The sequence below is a fragment of the Streptomyces sp. JJ66 genome (assembly GCF_019303495.1).
Lineage (GTDB): Bacteria > Actinomycetota > Actinomycetes > Streptomycetales > Streptomycetaceae > Streptomyces.
In genome coordinates this window covers 204180-224168 of sequence record NZ_JAEVFI010000016.1, presented here as the reverse complement: position 1 = coordinate 224168, position 19989 = coordinate 204180, and the positions used below count along the sequence as shown (strand labels likewise).

Annotated in this window: 11 protein-coding genes and 1 pseudogene; 8 read left to right on the top strand and 4 right to left on the bottom strand. The window is 72.6% G+C overall.

What is annotated here, in order from left to right; genetic code table 11:
• The first annotated feature begins 71 nt into the window (after positions 1-71).
• From JJV70_RS14335 to JJV70_RS14320, 4 genes and pseudogenes are all read left to right on the top strand, one after another.
• Positions 72-1922, top strand: coding sequence for an LpqB family beta-propeller domain-containing protein (locus JJV70_RS14335; protein ID WP_219048276.1), 1851 nt, complete (start codon positions 72-74; stop codon positions 1920-1922).
• A 92-nt stretch (positions 1923-2014) separates the two neighbouring features.
• Complete coding sequence (locus tag JJV70_RS14330) at positions 2015-2818, top strand: ComF family protein (RefSeq protein WP_306823460.1); 804 nt, start codon at positions 2015-2017, stop codon at positions 2816-2818.
• 475 nt (positions 2819-3293) lie between these two features.
• A complete protein-coding gene (hpf, locus tag JJV70_RS14325) occupies positions 3294-3989 on the top strand; it encodes a ribosome hibernation-promoting factor, HPF/YfiA family (RefSeq protein ID WP_308294820.1) in 696 nt (231 codons plus the stop codon).
• A gap of 290 nt (positions 3990-4279) precedes the next feature.
• Positions 4280-4954, top strand: a pseudogene (locus JJV70_RS14320) (response regulator); the annotation flags it as partial.
• A gap of 90 nt (positions 4955-5044) precedes the next feature.
• Here JJV70_RS14320 and JJV70_RS14315 read toward each other — a convergent pair.
• Both JJV70_RS14315 and JJV70_RS14310 read right to left on the bottom strand, forming a co-directional pair.
• On the bottom strand, positions 5045-6238 hold the full coding sequence (locus tag JJV70_RS14315) for a winged helix-turn-helix domain-containing protein (RefSeq protein WP_219048272.1): 1194 nt from the start codon (positions 6236-6238) through the stop codon (positions 5045-5047).
• Positions 6239-6340: 102 nt separating this feature from the next.
• Entirely contained in the window at positions 6341-6925 is a 585-nt protein-coding gene (locus JJV70_RS14310; protein WP_219048271.1) for a GNAT family N-acetyltransferase, read from the bottom strand.
• A gap of 191 nt (positions 6926-7116) precedes the next feature.
• Between JJV70_RS14310 and secA the strand changes: the two genes are divergently transcribed.
• Complete coding sequence (gene secA / locus JJV70_RS14305; RefSeq protein WP_219048269.1) at positions 7117-9963, top strand: preprotein translocase subunit SecA; 2847 nt, start codon at positions 7117-7119, stop codon at positions 9961-9963.
• Between the two features lie 198 nt (positions 9964-10161).
• Here the strand turns inward: secA and JJV70_RS14300 are convergent, their stop codons facing one another.
• A complete protein-coding gene (locus JJV70_RS14300) occupies positions 10162-10575 on the bottom strand; it encodes an Rv3235 family protein (protein WP_219048267.1) in 414 nt (137 codons plus the stop codon).
• Between the two features lie 273 nt (positions 10576-10848).
• On the opposite strand from JJV70_RS14300, the gene JJV70_RS14295 reads away from it, so the two are divergent.
• From JJV70_RS14295 to JJV70_RS14285, 3 genes are all read left to right on the top strand, one after another.
• Positions 10849-11433 carry a hypothetical protein gene (locus JJV70_RS14295; protein ID WP_219048266.1) on the top strand — a complete coding sequence of 195 codons (585 nt, stop codon included), beginning with the start codon at positions 10849-10851 and terminating at the stop codon, positions 11431-11433.
• Positions 11434-11482: 49 nt separating this feature from the next.
• Positions 11483-12154, top strand: a complete 672-nt coding sequence (locus JJV70_RS14290) for an HAD family hydrolase (protein WP_219048265.1) — start codon at positions 11483-11485, stop codon at positions 12152-12154.
• Between the two features lie 330 nt (positions 12155-12484).
• Entirely contained in the window at positions 12485-17455 is a 4971-nt protein-coding gene (locus tag JJV70_RS14285; protein ID WP_219048263.1) for an NAD-glutamate dehydrogenase, read from the top strand.
• Positions 17456-17594: 139 nt separating this feature from the next.
• Here the strand turns inward: JJV70_RS14285 and JJV70_RS23270 are convergent, their stop codons facing one another.
• Positions 17595-19790, bottom strand: coding sequence for a bifunctional glycosyltransferase family 2 protein/CDP-glycerol:glycerophosphate glycerophosphotransferase (locus tag JJV70_RS23270; RefSeq protein ID WP_308294819.1), 2196 nt, complete (start codon positions 19788-19790; stop codon positions 17595-17597).
• Between the last annotated feature and the right edge of the window lie 199 nt (positions 19791-19989).

The following is a 19989-nucleotide window of genomic DNA, read 5'->3' as shown; positions in this document are numbered from 1 at the left end:
CGCTGCGGCGGGCAGCGCGACAGAGCGGACGCAGCCCGCCGGGGCGGCGCCCGGCCGGGCGGGGGGCCACCATGAGAGCTGACCGCTCGCGGGTCGGCGCGCTGCTGACCGCTTCCCTCATGCTGCTCACCGGCTGCGCCGCCATGCCGTCGAGCGGTGACGTTCAGCCGATCGAGGGGCAGCGGCGGACCGAGGCGGACGCGCATGTCCGCGTCTTCGGGGTGCCGCCGGAGCCGGGGGAGCACCCGCTGCAGATCGTGCGGGGCTTCCTGGAGGCCACCACCAGCGACGAGTCAGAGTACGAGACCGCCCGCAAGTACCTGACCGAGAGCACCGCCAAGGAGTGGGACCCGTTCGCCGGGACGACCGTCGTCTCCGGCGGCCCCGAGGTCCCGGCCGGCGGGGCGCTGCCCGGCAACGGCGGCGAGGGCTACACCGTCGAGGTCACCGGCAAGCAGATAGCCCTGGTGGACGGCAAGAACGCCTACGCGCCGCGAGACGACGGTTTCCTGGCCACCTTCCGCCTGGTCAAGCAGAGCGGGCAGTGGCGCATCGACCAGCTGCCCGACGGCCTGGTGCTGGGGGAGGCCGACTTCGAGCGCATCTACCGCTCGGTGAACACCTACTACTTCGCCGCGCTCGGCCCCGAGGCGGGCGACGTGCGCGGTGGGCGCAATGTCCTGGTGTCCGATCCGGTGTACCTGCGCCGCCACGTCGATCCGGTCACCGAGACCGTGCGCGCGCTGCTGCAGGGGCCGACGGACTGGCTGCGGCCGGTGGTGACCTCCGCCTTCCCCACCGGCGTCCACCTGGCCTCCCGCCAGCAGCTCGCGCTGGACGACTCCGGGGGCCTGGACGTGGAGCTGGCCGGAGTGGAGGAGAAGAAGCCGCTGCGGGTGGAGCACACGCAGTGCGCGCGGATGGCCTCGCAGCTGTTGCACACCGTGGACCACCAGTCCTCCACCCGGGTCAAGCACGTCACACTGCGGGACGCGGGCGGGAGCGAGCTGTGCGGGCTGGGCCGGGAGGCCGCCCAGGAGTACGCGCCCGGATTGCTGGGCGGTCTCCCGGCCTCCGCGGCAGCGGCGTCTTCGTCGTACTACCTCGACCAGGACCGCCGCCTGGTGGAGCTGAGCGAGGACGAGAAAACCGGTGCGCCGGTGGCCGGGCCCTTCGGTACCGGGCGGCTGCCCATGCGGCACATCGCCGTCAGCCGGGACGAGAAGACCACGGCGGGCGTCTCCCTGGACGGCGGCAAGCTGTACGTCGCGCCCCTGGAGAAGGGCACGTCGTTCGGCCAGCCGAGCGTGAGCAGCGCTGGGAAGTCGGAGAACGGCGAGCGGCTGACCGGGCCCAGCTGGGACGGCCTGGGGGACCTGTGGGTGGCCGACCAGAACCCGGATGAGCCGCGCCTGCTGCGCCTGCGCGCGGGCACCGGGACGCCGCAGGAGGTGCGGGTGCGGGGGCTGGGTGACGGCCGGGTGCAGGCGCTCAAGGTGGCCGCGGACGGGGTGCGCATCGCCCTGCTGGTCCGCGCGGGCGACCGTACGACGCTGCAACTGGGCCGGGTGGAACGGGAGCGCGCCGCCGACGGTGAGCCGAGTGCCACCGTCACCGGCCTGCGGGACATCGCCCCGCAGCTGGAGAACGTGGTCGCGGTCTCCTGGGCCGGGGGCAGCCGCCTGGTCGTCGTCGGCAAGGAGTTCGGCGGCGTCCAGCAGGTGCGGGTGATGTCCACCGACGGCTCGCCGGGGACCCCGGCGAAGCTCCCGGGCGTCAACGAGATCGAGAGCATCGCCGCCACGGAGGACGAGACCAAGCCGCTGCTGGCCGACTCCGCCGAGGGCATCGTGCGGCTGCCGCCGGACGGCGACTGGCTCCAGGTCGCCGAGGAGGGCCACGCGCCCGTCTACCCGGGCTGACGGACCTCGCTGTCAGCGCCCCGAGTTACGGTGCGTGGTGGTCGGCGTACGCGGAGACGTCGGCGTGCGGGAACCGGGCGAGGGGGGAACCCATGCTGGTGGCCGGGTGGTGGCAGGAGCTGGTGGACCTGGTGCTGTCGGCGCGGTGCGCGGGGTGCGGCGCGCCGGGCAGCGGGCTGTGCGCGCGCTGCCGACAGGTGCTCCGGGACGCGCGCGTGCGGCCCGTGGGCGGTGTGCCGGGGCTGCCGTCGGCGTACGCGGCCGGGGTCTACGCCGACGAGTTGCGGGCCCTGCTGCTCGCGCACAAGGAGCGCGGTGCCCTGCGGCTGGCGCACCCGCTGGGGCAAACCCTGGCCGGTGCGGTGCGGGCAGCGCTGGCGGGACCGGGGCAGTGCGCGCGGACGGGGCAGGGCGCGGGGGCAGGACAGCCCGCGCGGCCGGAGCCGATACCGATGCCGGGGCAGGGTGCCGGGTGGGCACCAGGCGCGGCGCGGGCGGCGGCACGGGCCGGGCCGGTCCTGCTCGTGCCGGTGCCCTCAGCGCGGCGCAGCGTGGCGGCGCGCGGACACGACCCGGTGCGCCGCCTGGCCCGCGCCGCAGCCTCAGCCCTGCGGAGCACCGGTGTCGCGGCGCGGGCGGCGGCCGTGCTGTGCCAGCACCGCCCGGTGGCCGACCAGGCGCGGCTCACCCCCGGTGAACGCCACCGCAACCTCGCCGGGGCGCTCACGGTGGCACCGGGCGCGGTCCGGCTGCTGGGTGCGGCGCGGGCCGTCGTCGTGGTGGACGATCTGGTCACCACCGGCGCTTCGCTGGCGGAGGCCGTACGCGCGCTGACGGCGGCCGGAGCTCCGTGCGCGGGCGCCGCCGTCGTCGCCCTCGCCCCGCGTCCGGGATGAGCGGCACCCGGGGTGGTGGCGGACCGCACCGCTGAGCCGCCACCGCCAGTGCGGGTGGGTGGGCGTACCGGCGCGGTGTGCCGTGCATGACCGGGCGGGGATCGGGGCAGGGAACCGCCTACCAGCGTCATACGTTGCGCGGGTTAACAACTGGAGAAGGGCTCAGGAGGGGTACGCATCGGTAGGGGGTGCCGACTGTCCCCCGGTCGGGGTACGTTCGGTATGAGGAATTGGCCGGTGACACGACGGCCGAGCACTCGACGAACGGAGTCTGTGCGGCAGGTCCGCGCTCACCGGTCCTCACCGGTCGCCTCTCTTCTGAGTGGGTGGCGATCTTCCCGCTGGGGGAGAAGGAGGTGGAAGTCGCAACCCGACGTAGTGCCGGAGGGTGACCGGTTGGCACCGGGGCCTCCGGCTCAGTGCACCAAGGACGCTCCGTCCCCGCTGGCGGAGTGGTCCGGGAACGGAGTTCTGCGTGGACATCGTCGTCAAGGGCCGTAAGACTCAGGTACCCGAGCGGTTCCGCAAGCACGTGACCGAGAAGCTGAAGCTGGAGAAGCTGCAGAAGCTCGATGGCAAGGTGACCCGCTTGGACGTTGAGGTGTCCAAGGAGCACAACCCCCGCCAGGCCGACCGTTCCGACCGCGTGGAGATCACTCTCCGGCACCGCGGCCCGGTCATCCGGGCCGAGGCGGCGGCAGCGGACCCCTACGCGGCACTCGACCTGGCCACGGAGAAGCTGGAAGCCAGGCTGCGGCGGCGGCACGACAAGCGGATCTCCCGCCGGGGCGCCGCCCGTATCCCCGCCAGCGACGTCGCGGCGACCGTGCCCGGCGTCGCCACGCTCAACGGCAACGGTCAACTGGGTGCGTTCGAGGCCGACGTGGCCGAGGAGCCGGCCGTCAAGAAGGTCGGCCCGCTCGACGTGCAGGGCGACGGCCCGCTGGTGTGCCGGGAGAAGACGCACCGGGCCGCACCCATGACCCTCGATCAGGCCCTGTACGAGATGGAGTTGGTCGGGCACGACTTCTACCTCTTCGTCGACTCCGACACCAAGCAGCCCAGCGTCGTCTACCGGCGCCACGCCTACGACTACGGCGTGATCCACCTCGATCCCGACCCCTTCGCCGACGAGATGCCGCCCGGTGCGGGCGGCTCGCTCGGCGGCTGACCATCCGCCGCGCCCCCGGCTCCGGCGTCCTAGCCCGGCCGGGGGCGCGGCGATGCGTACCGGTTCGGCGGCGTACGGCCGGTTCGTGCGGGTCGGCCTGGGCGCCCGCTGTCGCTAGCATGAGCGCACGACCAACCGGCCTCCAGCCCAACCCGGTTGGCGCTGACCGGGCATGGCCTGTTGGGGGAGGAACGATGGCGGACAGCTTCGGGCCCGCGATGGCCGCAGGCTGGCGCACCGGCGCCGTGCCCGCAGCCGGCGACGAGGTGGCGGAGGAACCCGGCGAGCGCGGCACCGAACGGGCCGAGCCAATCCGCGTCCTGGTCGTTGACGACCACGAACTCTTCCGGCGCGGTCTGGAGATCGTTTTGCAGTCCGAGGAGGACATCGAGGTCGTCGGCGAGGCGGGTGACGGCAGCGAGGCCGTGGAGAAGGCCGCCGACCTGCTGCCGGACATCGTGCTGATGGACGTGCGCATGCCGCGTCGCGGCGGCATCGAGGCGTGCACGGCGATCAAGGAGGTCGCCCCCAGTGCGAAGATCATCATGCTGACGATCAGCGACGAGGAAGCCGACCTCTACGACGCGATCAAGGCGGGCGCCACCGGCTACCTGCTGAAGGAGATCTCCACCGACGAGGTGTGCGCGGCCATCCGCGCCGTCGCCGATGGCCAGTCCCAGATCAGCCCCTCGATGGCGGCGAAGCTGCTGACCGAGTTCAAGTCGATGATCCAGCGCACGGACGAGAGCAAGTTCGTCCCCGCGCCCCGCCTGACCGACCGCGAGCTGGAAGTGCTCAAGCTCGTGGCCACCGGCATGAACAACCGCGACATCGCCAAAGAGCTGTACATCAGCGAGAACACCGTGAAGAACCACGTGCGCAACATCCTGGAGAAGCTGCAACTGCACTCCCGGATGGAGGCCGTCGTCTACGCGATGCGCGAGAAGATCCTGGAAATCCGCTGAGGTGAGGCCGGAGCGCCCAGCAGGAGCCGGGGCGCCCAGGAAGGAGCCGGGGCGCCCAGCCCGTCCAGTAGCCTCGCCGCTCCCCGGGGGTCAGCGCGGCGCGGACCGCCAGGCGTGCGGCAGCTCCGCACGCAGCGCGGCGGCCAGAGCGGGGTCGTCGCAGCGGTCCACGCGCACGTCCTCGCAGCCCACCCACGCCGCCGCCTCCACCAGCGCCCGCGCCATCGGCTCCACCGCCGCGCGCGCGGCCATCGACACCTGCCGGGCGACCAGCGTCCCGCCTTCCCGGCCCGGGTCCACCCGGCCGACCAGGTGCCCGCCCGCCAGCAGCGGCATCGCGAAGTAGCCGTGCACCCGCTTCGGCTTGGGCACATACGCCTCCAGCCGGTGCGTGAAGCCGAAGACGCGCTCGGTGCGCGGCCGGTCCCAGATCAGCGAGTCGAACGGCGACAGCAGCGTCGTGCGGTGCCGCCCGCGCGCGGGCGCGGCCAGTGCCGCCGGGTCGGCCCACGCGGGCTTGCCCCAGCCCGCCACCTCCACCGGGACCAGCGGCGTGTCGGCTATCACGGCGGCCACCTGCTCGCCCCGCAGCCGGTGGTAGTCGGCCAGGTCGGCCCGGGTGGCGACGCCCAGGGCCGTCCCCGCCTGCGTCACCAGGCGGCGCAGGCATTCGGTGTCGTCCAGGTCGTCGTGGAACAGCTCGCCGGGCACCGCCCGCTCGGCCAGGTCGTAGACGCGCTTCCAGCCGCGCCGCTCCGCGCACACCACCTCGCCGATGTCCAGCAGCCATTCCACGGCGATCTTCGTCTCCGACCAGTCCCACCACACGCCGCCGTTCTTGGCGCCGCCCAGCTCAGAGGCGGTCAGCGGGCCGTCGGTCTGCAGCCGTTCCCACACCCGCGCACATGCCGCGTCGCGGTCGGCCAGGTCGTGCCAGCGGCGTCCGCGCTCGCGGTGGGCGCGGCGGCGGAAGGCGAAGTACGGCCACTCCTCGACGGGCAGGATGCACGCGGCATGCGACCAGTACTCGAAAGCGTGCCCCTCGCTCCAGTACGCCGCCTCCACCGTCTCGCGGCCCACCGCGCCGAGCCGGGCGTAGGGGATCAGCTCGTGCGAGCGGGCCAGCACGGAGATCGTGTCCAGCTGGACCGCGCCGAGCCGGCGGAGCACGCCGCGCACTCCGGCCCGGCGGTCGGGGGCGCCGAGGAACCCCTGGGCGCGCAGCGCGATGCGCCGGGCCTCGTCGGCGGACAGGGACAGCGTGGGAGCGGGCACGGCGGTCATGCGCACACCGTAGACGGGCCCACTGACAGCCCGGACCGGGGCCAGCAACGGGTGGTACCGGCCCCCCACCAGCGCCCCGCCCCCGCCAGCGCCCGTCGCCGCTCAGCCGCCGTCGGACGGTGCGTACGGCGTGGCCGAGGCCCGGCCCCAGTCCGAGGGCAGCAGGGACGCCGCCCAGGCGTCCACGCGCCGCCCCCGGTGCACCATGCGCGCCCGCTGCACGCCCTCCATCACGAACCCCACCCGCAGCGCGACCGACCGCGACGCCTCGTTGCCCACGCCCGCGAACCACTCCAGCCGCTCCACCCCGAGCGCGCCGAACGCCCAGTCGGCCACGGCGCGGGCCGCCTCGACGGTGTAGCCGCGACCGCGCTGCCCGGGCGCCGTCCAGTACCCGATCTCCGCCACTCGCTCGGTGCGCAGGCGGCTGGTGTTCACCAGCCCCATGGAGCCGACCAGCTCGCCGCCGGGGTCGAAGACGCCGAAGGTGTACAGGGTGTCCGCACGCCACCCCGCCGGGCTGATGGTGTGCACGAAGTCCTCCGCGTGCCGGCGCTCGTACGGAGAGGGCACCGTCGTCCAGCGCTGGACGTCCGGGTCCTGGCAGGCGGCGAGGACGGCGTCGGCGTCGCGCGGTTCCAGGGGGCGCAGCAGCAGGCGCTCGGTGGTGAGGGTCACGGGTTCCATGCCCGGATTCTGCCGACGGCGAGCGGGCGGCACCTTGTGGGGGTCCGGCACGTTGGGGGTACAGGGGCCGACGCCCCTCGCATACGATGGCCGGTGCGGCGTGCTTAGGCAGGACGGGCTCTCGGCAGGGAGAGGGCCGGCCAAAGCCCGCACCACCGTGCCAGGCCCGACCGGCAAGGAGCCAGCCACTCGTGTCCGTCTTCCACAAGCTCATGCGTGCAGGCGAAGGAAAGATCCTGCGCAAGCTGCACCGCATCGCGGACCAGGTCAATTCCATCGAAGAGGATTTCCTGGACCTCTCGGACGCCGAGCTGCGGGCCCTCACCGACGAGTACAAGACGCGGTACGCCGACGGCGAGAGCCTGGACGACCTGCTGCCCGAGGCGTTCGCCACCGTCCGCGAGGCCGCCAAGCGGGTGCTGGGCCAGCGCCACTACGACGTGCAGCTCATGGGCGGTGCCGCGCTGCACATGGGCTACGTCGCCGAGATGAAGACCGGTGAGGGCAAGACGCTCGTCGGCACGCTGCCCGCCTACCTCAACGGCCTGTCCGGTGAGGGCGTGCACCTCATCACCGTCAACGACTACCTGGCCCAGCGCGACGCCGAGACCATGGGCCGCGTGCACAAGTTCCTGGGCCTGTCCGTGGGCTGCATCGTCGCGAACATGACGCCCAAGCAGCGCCGCGAGCAGTACGCCTGCGACATCACCTACGGCACGAACAACGAGTTCGGCTTCGACTACCTGCGCGACAACATGGCGTGGTCGAAGAACGAGCTGGTGCAGCGCGGCCACAACTTCGCGATCGTGGACGAGGTGGACTCGATCCTCGTGGACGAGGCCCGCACCCCGCTGATCATCTCCGGCCCGGCCGACTCGGCGACGAAGTGGTACGGCGACTTCGCCAAGCTGGTCAAGCGGCTGGAGAAGGGCGAGCCCGCCGATGTGCGGCTGCAGAAGCCCGAGACGGGCGACTACGACGTGGACGAGAAGAAGCGCACCGTCGGCATCCACGAGTCGGGCGTGGCCCGCGTGGAGGACTGGCTGGGCATCGACAACCTCTACGAGTCCGTCAACACCCCGCTGGTGGGCTACCTGAACAACGCCATCAAGGCCAAGGAGCTCTACAAGAAGGACAAGGACTACGTCGTCATCGACGGCGAGGTCATGATCGTTGACGAGCACACCGGCCGCATCCTGGCCGGGCGCCGCTACAACGAGGGCATGCACCAGGCGATCGAGGCGAAGGAAGGGGTGGAGATCAAGGACGAGAACCAGACACTCGCCACGATCACCCTCCAGAACTTCTTCCGCCTGTACGACAAGCTGTCCGGTATGACCGGTACGGCGATGACCGAGGCCGCCGAGTTCCACCAGATCTACAAGCTCGGCGTCGTCCCGATCCCCACGCACCGCCCGATGATCCGCGAGGACCAGGCCGACCTCATCTACCGCACCGAGGTCGCCAAGTTCGACGCCGTCGTCGAGGACATCGTCAAGAAGAACGAGAAGGGCCAGCCGATCCTCGTCGGCACCACCTCGGTGGAGAAGTCCGAGTACCTCTCGCAGCAGCTGAAGAAGCGCGGCGTCCAGCACGAGGTGCTGAACGCCAAGAACCACGCGCGGGAGGCACAGATCGTCGCCGAGGCCGGGCGCAAGGGCTCGGTCACCGTGGCCACCAACATGGCGGGGCGCGGTACCGACATCCAGCTCGGCGGCAACGCCGACGCCATCGCCGAGGCCGAGCTGCGCGCCAAGGGCTTCGACCCGGCCGAGCACATCGAGGAGTGGGCCGCCGCGCTGCCCGCCGCGCTGGAGAAGGCCGAGGCGGCCGTCAAGGCGGAGCACGAGGAGGTCAAGGAGCTGGGCGGCCTGTACGTGCTGGGCACCGAGCGGCATGAGTCGCGCCGCATCGACAACCAGCTGCGCGGCCGCTCGGGCCGCCAGGGCGACCCGGGCGAGTCCCGCTTCTACCTCTCGCTGGGCGACGACCTGATGCGGCTGTTCAAGGCGCAGATGGTCGAGCGCGTCATGGCCATGGCCAACGTGCCCGACGACGTGCCGATCGAGAACAAGATGGTCACCCGGGCGATCGCCTCCGCGCAGTCGCAGGTCGAGCAGCAGAACTTCGAGATCCGCAAGAACGTCCTGAAGTACGACGAGGTGCTCAACCGGCAGCGCGAGGTCATCTACAGCGAGCGGCGCCGCGTCCTGGAGGGCGAGGACCTGCACGAGCAGGTGCGCCACTTCATGGACGACACGATCGAGGCGTACGTGCAGGCCGAGACGGTCGAGGGTTTCGCCGAGGAGTGGGACCTGGAGCGGCTGTGGGCCGCGTTCAAGCAGCTCTACCCCGTCTCGGTGTCCATCGAGGAGCTGGAGGAGGAGGCCGGGGAACGCGAGGGCCTGACCGCGGAGTTCCTCATCGAGGCCGTCCAGGAGGACATGCACCAGCAGTACAACGCGCGCGAGAAGGAGCTGGGCTCGGAGATCATGCGCGAGCTGGAGCGCCGCGTCGTCCTGTCGGTCCTGGACCGCAAGTGGCGTGAGCACCTCTACGAGATGGACTACCTCCAGGAGGGCATCGGCCTGCGCGCCATGGCGCAGAAGGACCCGCTGGTGGAGTACCAGCGCGAGGGCTTCGACATGTTCCAGGCCATGATGGAGGGCATCAAGGAGGAGTCCGTCGGCTACCTGTTCAACCTGGAGGTCCAGGTGGAGCGGCAGGTCGAGGAGGTTCCGGTGCAGGCCCGCCCGAAGGAGGAGGCTCCGGCCGGGGCGGGGGCCGCGAAGGAGACCGGCGAGCCCGTCGCGGCGGGCGCGGGCCGCCCCGCGATCCGCGCCAAGGGCCTGGACGCCCCCCAGCGCCCGGACCGCCTGCACTTCTCCGCGCCCACGGTGGACGGCGAAGGCGGCGTCGTCGAGGGCGACTTCGCGGCCGACGCGGACGGCCCCACCGCCCGCTCCGTCGCCGACGGCATGACCCGCGCGGAGCGGCGCAAGGCCCAGAAGGGCGGCGGGCGCCGCCGCAAGAAGTAGGCCGACCGGACCCGGCCCGGCGCGGGAGCTGCCCGCGCCGGGCGGTCCCTGCGGGACGGGCTGCCGCACTGCGCCTGTGGGACGCCCGCGCGGGCGTCCCACACGTGTGCGGCGTCCCGCAGGCCCCGGCCCGAACTCCCGCGCCTGGCTGAGCTGCCCAGCCTTGCCCGGGCGGGGGCGCTGTCAGGTCCCGGCGGGCTACAGCTGGCGGGTGATGTCGAGTTCGACGGCGACGCAGCGCCAGCGGAGGGTGGCGGCCTGTTCCAGGCGGAACGCCAGCGCCCGGGTGCGCTCGCCGCTGCGGACGCGGGCGTACGCCTCGACCACCCCCTGCCCCGGCGCCGAGCAGCCGACGTGCAGCAGGGTGGGACCCGGCCGCAGGGGTGCCAGTGGCGCCCACCGCACCAGCTCGTCGTACGCGGCCCCGTCCGCGTGTCCGAGCAGGCTGTGCACGGGCCGCTGTCCGCTGAGGACGAGCAGCAGGCGGTGGGCGAACCAGTAGTGCGGCAGCCGTTCCCGGGCACTGCGGCGGGCCGCGGTGAGCGCGGAGCGGGAGGGGCGGCGCGCGTCGGTGCGCCCCGGTGGCCGGGTGGTGCCGTGCGTGATGGTCATAACTTCCCCGTGAAGCGTGAGCAACGACGTTCGCTACCGAGCGGTAGCTTTGCGTGACTGGTTGTATCGGTGGCGTCACGCCCGCGCAATGACGGACGCGTCCCTGAGCCCCGGCGGGTGGTCTCACCCGTGTGGGTTCCAGCCCTCGCCGTCGCTGACCCCGGGTGGCGCTGACCTGCGTCACCCGCTCGCTGGCGCGGAGCGAGGGCCACGCCGACAGCGCCGTATCCTGGCCAGCAGCCCGTGCCCGGTCTCACACGAAAGCGGCAGTCCATGCGCCTCTACGTCCCCCTGACCCTGCCCCGGCTGGCGGTGGCGCACCGGCAGGGCGAGCTGGACCCCCTGCCGCTGGCGGCCTTCGCCGTCACGCCCGCGCTGCGCGCGTGGTGTGGCTCCGACGACCCGGAGGAGCTGGAGTACGCCGCGCTCGGCCGGGCCGCGCTCGCCTCGCTGCGGCTGCTGGCCGATGACGCGCAGGCCCCGCGCCGCCGTGTCGTCGTGGCGGTAGACGTCGCCGATGAGGCGGTGAGATCTGCCGATGAGGCGGTGAGGTCTGCCGACGAGGCGGTGAGGTCTGCCGATAAGGCGGTGCGGCCCGCCGGCCTGGACCTGGACGAGGCGGCAGTCGGTCAGGTTCTGGTGGACGCCGCCGTGCCGTTCCGGAAGGCCGCCGCCGTCCACGTGGACGCCGCCGGGGCGGAAGCGGCCGTCGCCGCGGGGGCGGAGGCCCTGCCCGCCGCCGACGCCGGTGACGCGGACGCCGAGGCCACCGTCGAGGCCGCCGAGGAGCACGACCTGCTCTGGTACGCCACGCAGGAGGTCGCCCACCTGCTCGCCGACGGCCCCGCCCGGGGCTGAGGCCCACTGGTTTTCCCGCTGTCAGTGGGGCGGCGTACCGTCGGGAGGTATGGCATCGGGTGAGCAGACGATTCACATCGTGTGGGACTGGAACGGCACTCTCCTGCACGACATCGACGCGGTGATCGAGGCGACGAACCTGACCTTCGCGGAGGTCGGCATGGAGCAGATCACCCTGGAGCGCTACCGCGAGCTGTACTGCGTGCCCGTGCACCGTTTCTACGAGAAGCTCACCGGCAAGCTGCCCACGGACGAGGAGTTCGCGCGGATCAACGAGCTGTTCCACCGCCACTACTTCCACCGTGCGGACACGGTGGCGCTCACGCTCGGCGCGGCGGAGCTGCTGGCCGCCCGCGCGGCGGCGGGCGGGACGCAGTCGCTGTGCTCGCTCGCGCCGCACGACCACCTGGTGCCGCTGGTGCGCAGCCACGGCATCGACGGCCACTTCGTGCGGGTGGACGGCCTGGCGACACCGCTGGACGGGCACGGCAAGGCGGCGCACATGGCCCGCCACCTGGCCTCGCTCACGGATGTGGACCCGGCCCGGACGGTGGTGATCGGAGACGCGGTGGACGATGCGCGGGCGGCCGAGCACGTGGGGGCGCGCGCGGTGCTGTACACCGGCGGCTCGCACGGCCGCGCGAGCCTGGAGGAGGCCGGGGTGCCGGTGGTGGACACGCTGGCGGAGGCCGTGGCGGAGGCGGAGCGCATAGCCGCGTAGCAGACGGGCACACGGGAGGAATGGACGCTCCGTACAAGTTCCAGCCGGTTATTTGTACGGCAGTCCAAGGTGACGGCGGCCAGGGGCTTGGCGATAGCCTAAGCGGCGTGATCAGCGCGATAGCCGTGTCAGGGGACGAAGACGACGAGGCTTTCCCGGCGCGCGTCCCCGGGTGCGATGACGCCCACCCGGCCGCTGGTCCCGTCTGTCGGCGCGACGCCCGCCCCACCGGTTTGGATGGCCGTGCGCGTCGTGCCGCCTGTCAACGGAAAAAGCCCTTCACCCCACCATCTGACGTCACGCAATGGCGCGCGACAGGAGCCAGAGGACATGCAGACCAAGCTGGACGAAGCCAAGGCCGATCTGCTCAGGCGAGCCGCCCAGGCAGCTGAGTCGAGCCCCGCCGGGAGCCTGCCGGCCCAGGGCCTCGACGCCGGCGCTCTGGACGCCTACCTCCAGCGCTACTACCTGCACACCGCCCCCGAGGATCTCACCGACCGTGACCCGGTGGACGTGCTCGGGGCCGCGCTGTCGCATCACAAGCTGGCTCAGCAGCGTCCGCAGGGCACCGCCAACGTCCGCGTCTACACGCCGACGGTCGAGGAGAACGGCTGGACCTGCACGCACACGGTCGTGGAGGTCGTCACCGACGACATGCCCTTCCTCGTGGACTCGGTCACCAACGAGCTGACCCGGCAGCACCGCGGCATCCACCTCGTCATCCACCCGCAGGTCATCGTCCGCCGCGACGTGACGGGCAAGCTGCTGGAGGTGCTGGACGCCGGACGCGACCCGTACTCACCCGAGCCGCGCACCCACCGCCGGGAGGAACTGCCGCCGGACGCCGTCACCGAGTCCTGGATTCACGTCGAGACCGACCGCGAGACGGAGGCCGCCGACCTCCAGCAGATCACCCTCGACCTGCGCCGCATCCTCTCCGACGTGCGCGAGGCCGTCGAGGACTGGCGGAAGATGCGCGGCACCGCCCTGGCCATCGCCGACGGGCTGCCGAAGGAGCCCACCGACGACCTGCCCGAGCAGGAGATCACCGAGGCACAGGCGCTGCTGCGCTGGCTGGCCGACGACCGGTTCACCTTCCTCGGCTACCGCGAGTACGAGCTGGCGCACAGCGGCGGCGAGATGGTGCTGAAGTCGGTGCCGGGCACCGGCCTCGGGGTCCTGCGCGCGGACCCGCTGCACACCGAGGACGAGGAGGGCCACCCCGTCTCCCCGTCCTTCAGCCGCCTCAGCCCCGACGCGCGGGCCAAGGCCCAGGAGCGCACCCTGCTGGTGCTGACCAAGGCCAACAGCCGCGCCACCGTGCACCGCTCGTCCTACCTGGACTACGTCGGGGTGAAGAAGTTCGACGCCGAGGGCAACGTCGTCGGCGAGCGGCGCTTCCTCGGCCTGTTCGCCGCGTCGGCGTTCGTGGAGACGGTGCGGCAGATCCCGGTCATCCGCCGCAAGATCGAGGCCGTTCTGGCGCACGCCGGGTTCGCGCCCGACAGCCACGCGGGGCGCGACCTGCTCCAGATCCTGGAGACCTACCCGCGCGACGAGCTGTTCCAGATCCCCCAGGACGAGCTGCGCTCCATCGCGCTGTCCGTCCTCTACCTCCAGGAGCGCCGCAGGCTGCGGCTGTTCCTGCGCCAGGACGAGTACGGCCGCTACTACTCGGCGCTGGTCTACCTGCCGCGCGACCGCTACACCACCGGGGTGCGGCTGCGGCTGATCGACATCCTCACCGAGGAGCTGGGCGGCACCAGCGTTGACTTCACCGCCTGGAACACCGAGTCGGTGCTTTCCCGGCTGCACTTCGTCATCCACGTCGAGCCGGGCACGAAGCTGGAGCCGCTCACCGACGCCGAGGCCGACCGCATCGAGGCGCGGCTGGTCGAGGCCGCCCGCTCCTGGGCCGACGGGCTCGCCGATGCGCTGGTCGCCGAGTGCGGGGAGGAGAAGGCCGCCGAGCTGTCCCGCCGCTACGGCGCAGCCGCCTTCCCCGAGGGTTACAAGGCCGACTTCGCCCCGCGCGCCGCCGTCGCCGACCTCCAGCGCCTGGTCGAGCTGGAGCAGGAGCCCGAGCCGGACGCCACCGGCGGCAACTTCGCGCTCAGCCTCTACGAGCCGGTCGGCGCGGCGAGCGGCGAGCGGCGATTCAAGATCTACCGCACCGGCGAGCCCGTCTCGCTGTCAGCGGTGCTGCCGATCCTCCAGGCGATGGGCGTGGAGGTCGTTGACGAGCGGCCCTACGAGCTGCGCACCGTCGAGGGCACCCGCGCCTGGATCTACGACTTCGGCCTGCGGCTGCCGGAGTCGGCCGCACAGCGCCTGGGTGAGGACGCCCGGCACCGGTTCCAGGAGACCTTCGCCGCCGTCTGGCGCGGCGAGGCCGAGAACGACGGCCTCAACGCCCTGGTGCTCTCGGCCGGGCTGACCTGGCGGCAGGCCATGGTGCTGCGCGCCTACGCCCGCTACCTGTGGCAGGCCGGGGCCAAATTCGGCCAGGCGACGATGGAGGAGACCCTGCGCCGCCACGTCCACACCACGCGCCTGCTGGTCAGCCTGTTCGAGGCGCGGCTCGCCCCGCAGCGGCAGAGCGCGGGCAGGGAGCTGGTGGACGGCCTGCTGGAGGAGCTGGGCGGCGCGCTGGACTCGGTGGCCAACCTGGACGAGGATCGCATGCTGCGCTCGTTCCTCACCGTCATCAAGGCCACCTTGCGCACCAACTACTTCCAGCGCACCGACGGCGGCGGCCTGCACGCGTACGTCTCGATGAAGCTCGACCCGCAGGCCATCCCCGACCTGCCCGCACCGCGCCCGTCCTACGAGATCTGGGTGTACTCCCCGCGCGTGGAGGGTGTGCACCTGCGGTTCGGCAAGGTCGCCCGCGGCGGCCTGCGCTGGTCGGACCGCAAGGAGGACTTCCGCACCGAGATCCTGGGCCTGGTCAAGGCGCAGGAGGTGAAGAACACCGTCATCGTGCCCGTCGGCGCCAAGGGCGGCTTCGTCGGCAAGCGGCTGCCCGACCCGGCGGTGGACCGGGACGCGTGGCTGGCCGAGGGCATCGCCTGCTACCGCACCTTCATCTGCGGCATGCTCGACATCACCGACAACCTGGTCAGCGGCGAGGTGCTGCCGCCCAAGGACGTCGTGCGGCACGACGAGGACGACACCTACCTCGTCGTCGCCGCCGACAAGGGCACCGCGACGTTCTCCGACATCGCCAACGAGGTCGCCGTCGCCTACGGCTTCTGGCTCGGTGACGCCTTCGCCTCCGGCGGCTCGGCGGGCTACGACCACAAGGGCATGGGCATCACCGCGCGCGGCGCCTGGGAGTCGGTCAAGCGGCACTTCCGCGAGCTGGGCCACGACACGCAGACGCAGGACTTCACCGTCGTCGGCATCGGCGACATGTCCGGTGACGTGTTCGGCAACGGCATGCTGCTCAGCGAGCACATCCGCCTGGTGGCCGCCTTCGACCACCGGCACATCTTCATCGACCCCGACCCGGACGCCGCGACCTCCTACGCCGAGCGGCGTCGCCTGTTCGACCTGCCGCGCTCCTCGTGGGCCGACTACGACACCGAGCTGATCTCCGCCGGCGGTGGCGTCTTCCCGCGCACCACCAAGTCCATCCCCGTCAGCCCGCAGCTGCGCGAGGCGCTCGGGCTGGAGGACGGCGTCACCAAGATGACGCCGCCGGAGCTGATGCGCGCCATCCTCCAGGCCCCGGTGGACCTGCTGTGGAACGGCGGCATCGGCACCTACGTCAAGGCGTCCAGCGAGTCCCACCAGGACGTCGGCGACAAGGCCAACGACGCCATCCGGGTGGACGGCGACGAGCTGCGGGCGCAGGTCGTCGGTGAGGGCGGCAACCTGGGGCTGACGCAGCTCGGCCGTATCGAGTACGCGCTGTGCGGCGGCAAGGTCAACACCGACGCCATCGACAACAGCGCCGGGGTGGACACCTCCGACCACGAGGTGAACATCAAGATCCTGCTCAATGCCGTCGTCGGCAACGGGGACATGACCGTCAAGCAGCGCAACACCCTGCTCGCGGAGATGACCGACGAGGTGGGTGACATCGTCCTGCGCACCAACTACGCGCAGAATGTCGCCCTGGCCAACGCGCTGGAGACCGCGCCCGGCCTGATCCAGGCCCACGCCCGCTACATGGACAGCCTCATCCGCTCCGGACGGCTGGACCGCGAGCTGGAGTTCCTGCCCGACCATGAGCAGATCCGCGAGCGCATGAACCACGGCCGGGGCCTGACCCAGCCGGAGCTGGCGGTGCTGCTGGCCTACGCCAAGATCACCGTCACCGAGGAGCTGCTGGCCACCGACCTCCCCGAGGACGCCTACCTGCGCGACCTGGCGCACTGCTACTTCCCGCGCCCGCTGCGGGAGAGGTTCCCCGCCGAGATCGACGCGCACGCCCTGCGCCGCCAGATCATCACCACGGTGCTGGTCAATGACACGGTCAACATGGGCGGCTCGACCTTCCTGCACCGGCTGCGCGAGGAGTCCGGCGCGTCCTCCGAGGAGATCGTGCGGGCGCACACGGCCGCCCGTTCCATCTTCCGCATGTCCCAGGTCTGGGACGAGGTCGAGACACTGGACAACGAGGTCAGCGCCGAGGTGCAGACCCGCATCCGGCTCCACTCGCGCCGCCTGGTCGAGCGCGCCACGCGCTGGCTGCTCGGCAACCGCCCGCAGCCGCTGCTGCTCGCCGAGACCGTCGAGGTGTTCGGCGAACGCGTCCAGGCCGTGTGGAACGAACTGCCCACCCTGCTCAAGGGCGAGGACCTGGCGTGGTTCGAGAAGATCCACGAGGAGCTGGCGGACGCCGGTGTCCCCGGGGAGCTGGCGCGCCGGGTGGCCGGGTTCTCCTCGGTGTTCCCGGCGCTGGACATCGTCGCCGTCGCCGACCGCACCGGACGCGAGCTGATGGACGTCGCCGAGGTCTACTACGACCTCGCCGACCGGCTCGGCATCACCCAGCTCCAGGACCGCGTCAGCGAGCTGCCGCGCGCCGACCGCTGGCAGTCCATGGCGCGCGCCGCGATCCGCGAAGACCTGTACGCCGCGCACCAACTGCTGACCGCCGACGTGCTGGCGGGCGGCGACTCCGCCGCGACCCCGGAGCAGCGGTTCAAGGCGTGGGAGGAGAAGAACGCGGCGATCCTCGGCCGGGCGCGGGCGACGCTGGAGGAGATCCAGTCCTCCGACACGTTCGACCTGGCGAACCTGTCGGTGGCCATGCGCACCATGCGCACGCTGCTGCGGAGCAACCGGTAACCGTGGCGTGCCGCCTCAGGTGGGCGGGTATCCCACCCGCCCACCTGTTCGGCGTGCCGAAGTAGCTGGAGTAGCCGCCCCGCCCCGCCTGGCAAGAGCCCCGCAGTAGCCGCGCGCCGTGCTGGGGCGGGGGCGGGCGTCAACCCGTGAGACGGGTGCCCGTGTGCGGGCCGCCGGGACGCACCACGCGCCCGCGCGGAGCGGACCGGGACGGCAGCGGGGCCGGGCGGCGCTGGGCGAGGGGAACCACCGGGGCCAGGCCGGTGCCGTCGAGGAAGACCGCGCGTGCCACCCGCTCCGCCGCGTGGCCGTCGTCGTAGGGGCAAAAGCGCGCCCGGAAAGCCGAGCGCAGCGCCGCGCTGCCCGGCCCGCACCACGCACCGCTGTGGAAGAGACGCACCAGGCTGTCCACGTCCCAGGCCACCGGCCCGGGCGGCGCGCCGGGCAGATCGACATAGGTGCCCCGGGTGGCGCGAAAGGTCTCCCAGTCGTCGGCGTGCAGGACGATGGGACGGTCGAGGTTGGCGTAGTCGAAGACGAGGGGCGAGTAGTCGGTGACCAGGGCGTCGGCGGCCAGGCACAGCCGGGCCACGGAGCGGTGGACGCCGTGCGGCGCGGCCCCGTCGAGAACGACGAAGCCCCGCCCGAGCGCGTGCGCGAGCCGGGTGACATCCAGCCGGGGCAGGCGCCCGCGCAGGTGGTCGCGCGGCGCGGGCGCGTACAGCACGGCCACCGAACCGGCGGGCACACCCAGCTCGTCGCGGATGCGTGCGACGTCCTCGGCCGTGGCCCGGTACAGCACGTCGTTGCGCGGGGCGCCGTACTCCAGGGTGGTGTAGTCGCCGGGGTAGGCGCGTTCGCGGGCGAGGGTGGAGTGACGGTTGGCGGAGAGGCTGTAGTCCCAGTCGTCTACTCGGGCGAGGAGCGTGGCGAAGTCGGTGCGCAGCCCGGTCACGGGGTGGTCGCCCAGGTCGAGCCCTTCGCGGCCGAGCGGAGTGCCCCGGTGCGTCTGCACCAGGACCTGTCCGCGCCGCTTGCGCAACCCGGGCTCGAAGTCGCCGCTGCTGACGAGGTACGTGGCGCGCGCCAGCGCCCGCCAGTGCGCGGCCGACCCCGGCCGCAGGCGGCGTACCGCGCGCGGCAGTCCGGCCGCCTGCGCCTCGCTGCCCACCCAGGCCGTGCGCAACCCGGGGATGAGCTGGCGCGCCGCCGCTTCGACGGCCGCTGGATCTCCGGTGTACCCGGTGTACCCGCGTTCGCCCGGGGCGGCGAAGACGGCCAGGGCCGGGTCCAGCGTGCGGCGGCAGTGCACCCGGTACGCCGCCCGTACCGCCGCGCCGTGCACGGCACGGCAGGCGGCACGCACCCGGCGCCGCAGTCCGCCCGCCGCCCACAGCAGCCGGAACGTGCGGCGGGCGCCGAGCCGCAGCAGCAGGTGGCGCAGTGTGGTGCGGCCCGCCGCCGACCGGTGCCGGGCGCACAGCCTGCCGCTGCGCCGGAAGAACTCCGCGCGGCTGGCGCGCGGCAGCCGCCCGGGGGCGAGGAAGACGGCGGTGAGGTGGTCGGTCATGCGCCGGTAGAGCACCGGCCGCCAGTGCACGAGCTGGTGCTGCTGGTTGACGAAGGCGAAGACGCGGTCGTACTGGGCGAAGAGGTCGAAGTGCTTGCGCGGCGCCTGTGCCAGCAGGCCGCCCGCGCGGCGCCGCCGGTGCTGGACGCAGACCCGGTCCAGCACGGTGACCGCCTCGGCCGTCAGCAGCACACACCAGCTGAAGGTGACGCCCTCGTACGCCCCGGGCGGAAACCGCAGCCCGCGCTGGGCCAGGAACTCCCGGCGGCACGCCTTGTTCCAGGCGACGCCGGGCAGCCGCAGCAGCGCGGCGCGGTCCTCGGCGCGGAACACCTGCGGGTCGCGGTGGGCCAGCAGCCCGGCGGGGGCGCCGCGATCGGTGCCGCCATGCCAGAAGGCGCGTTCGTGGTCGAAGAGCACCAGGTCCGGTTCGGCGGTGTCCACGAGGCGGTCGGCGATGGCTTGCAGGGCGCCGGGGGCGAGGGCGTCGTCGCTGTCGAGGAACAGCACGTAGTCACCGCGGGCGTGGGCGAGCCCGGCGTTGCGGGCCGGTCCCGGGCCGGCCGGCTCCGGCATCCGCAGCACCGTCACCCGCCGGTCGGCCGCTGCCGCCTCCGCCAGCAACCCGCCACAGGCGTCGGGGGAGCCGTCGTCCACCGCGAGGAGTTCGAGGTCGGTGAAGGACTGCGTGAGCACGGACTCCAGGCACTCGGGCAGGTAGCCATGCGCCTGGTGGGCGGGAACGATGATGCTGAAGCGGGGCACGGCACTTCCCGGTGGGCGCGGGTCAGGTAACCCGATCATGCGGTGATGCGCGGTGTCGGGCGGTCACCGCCACGGTCGCGGACTCCGTTCGGTGTACCGGGGGTGACGCCGTTTGGCCCCGGCGCCAGCCCGTGCCGAACACCCCGCCCTCCCGCTGACCCGTCAGCCTGCTCGGCCTCTGCCGACCGGAGCCCGAGGT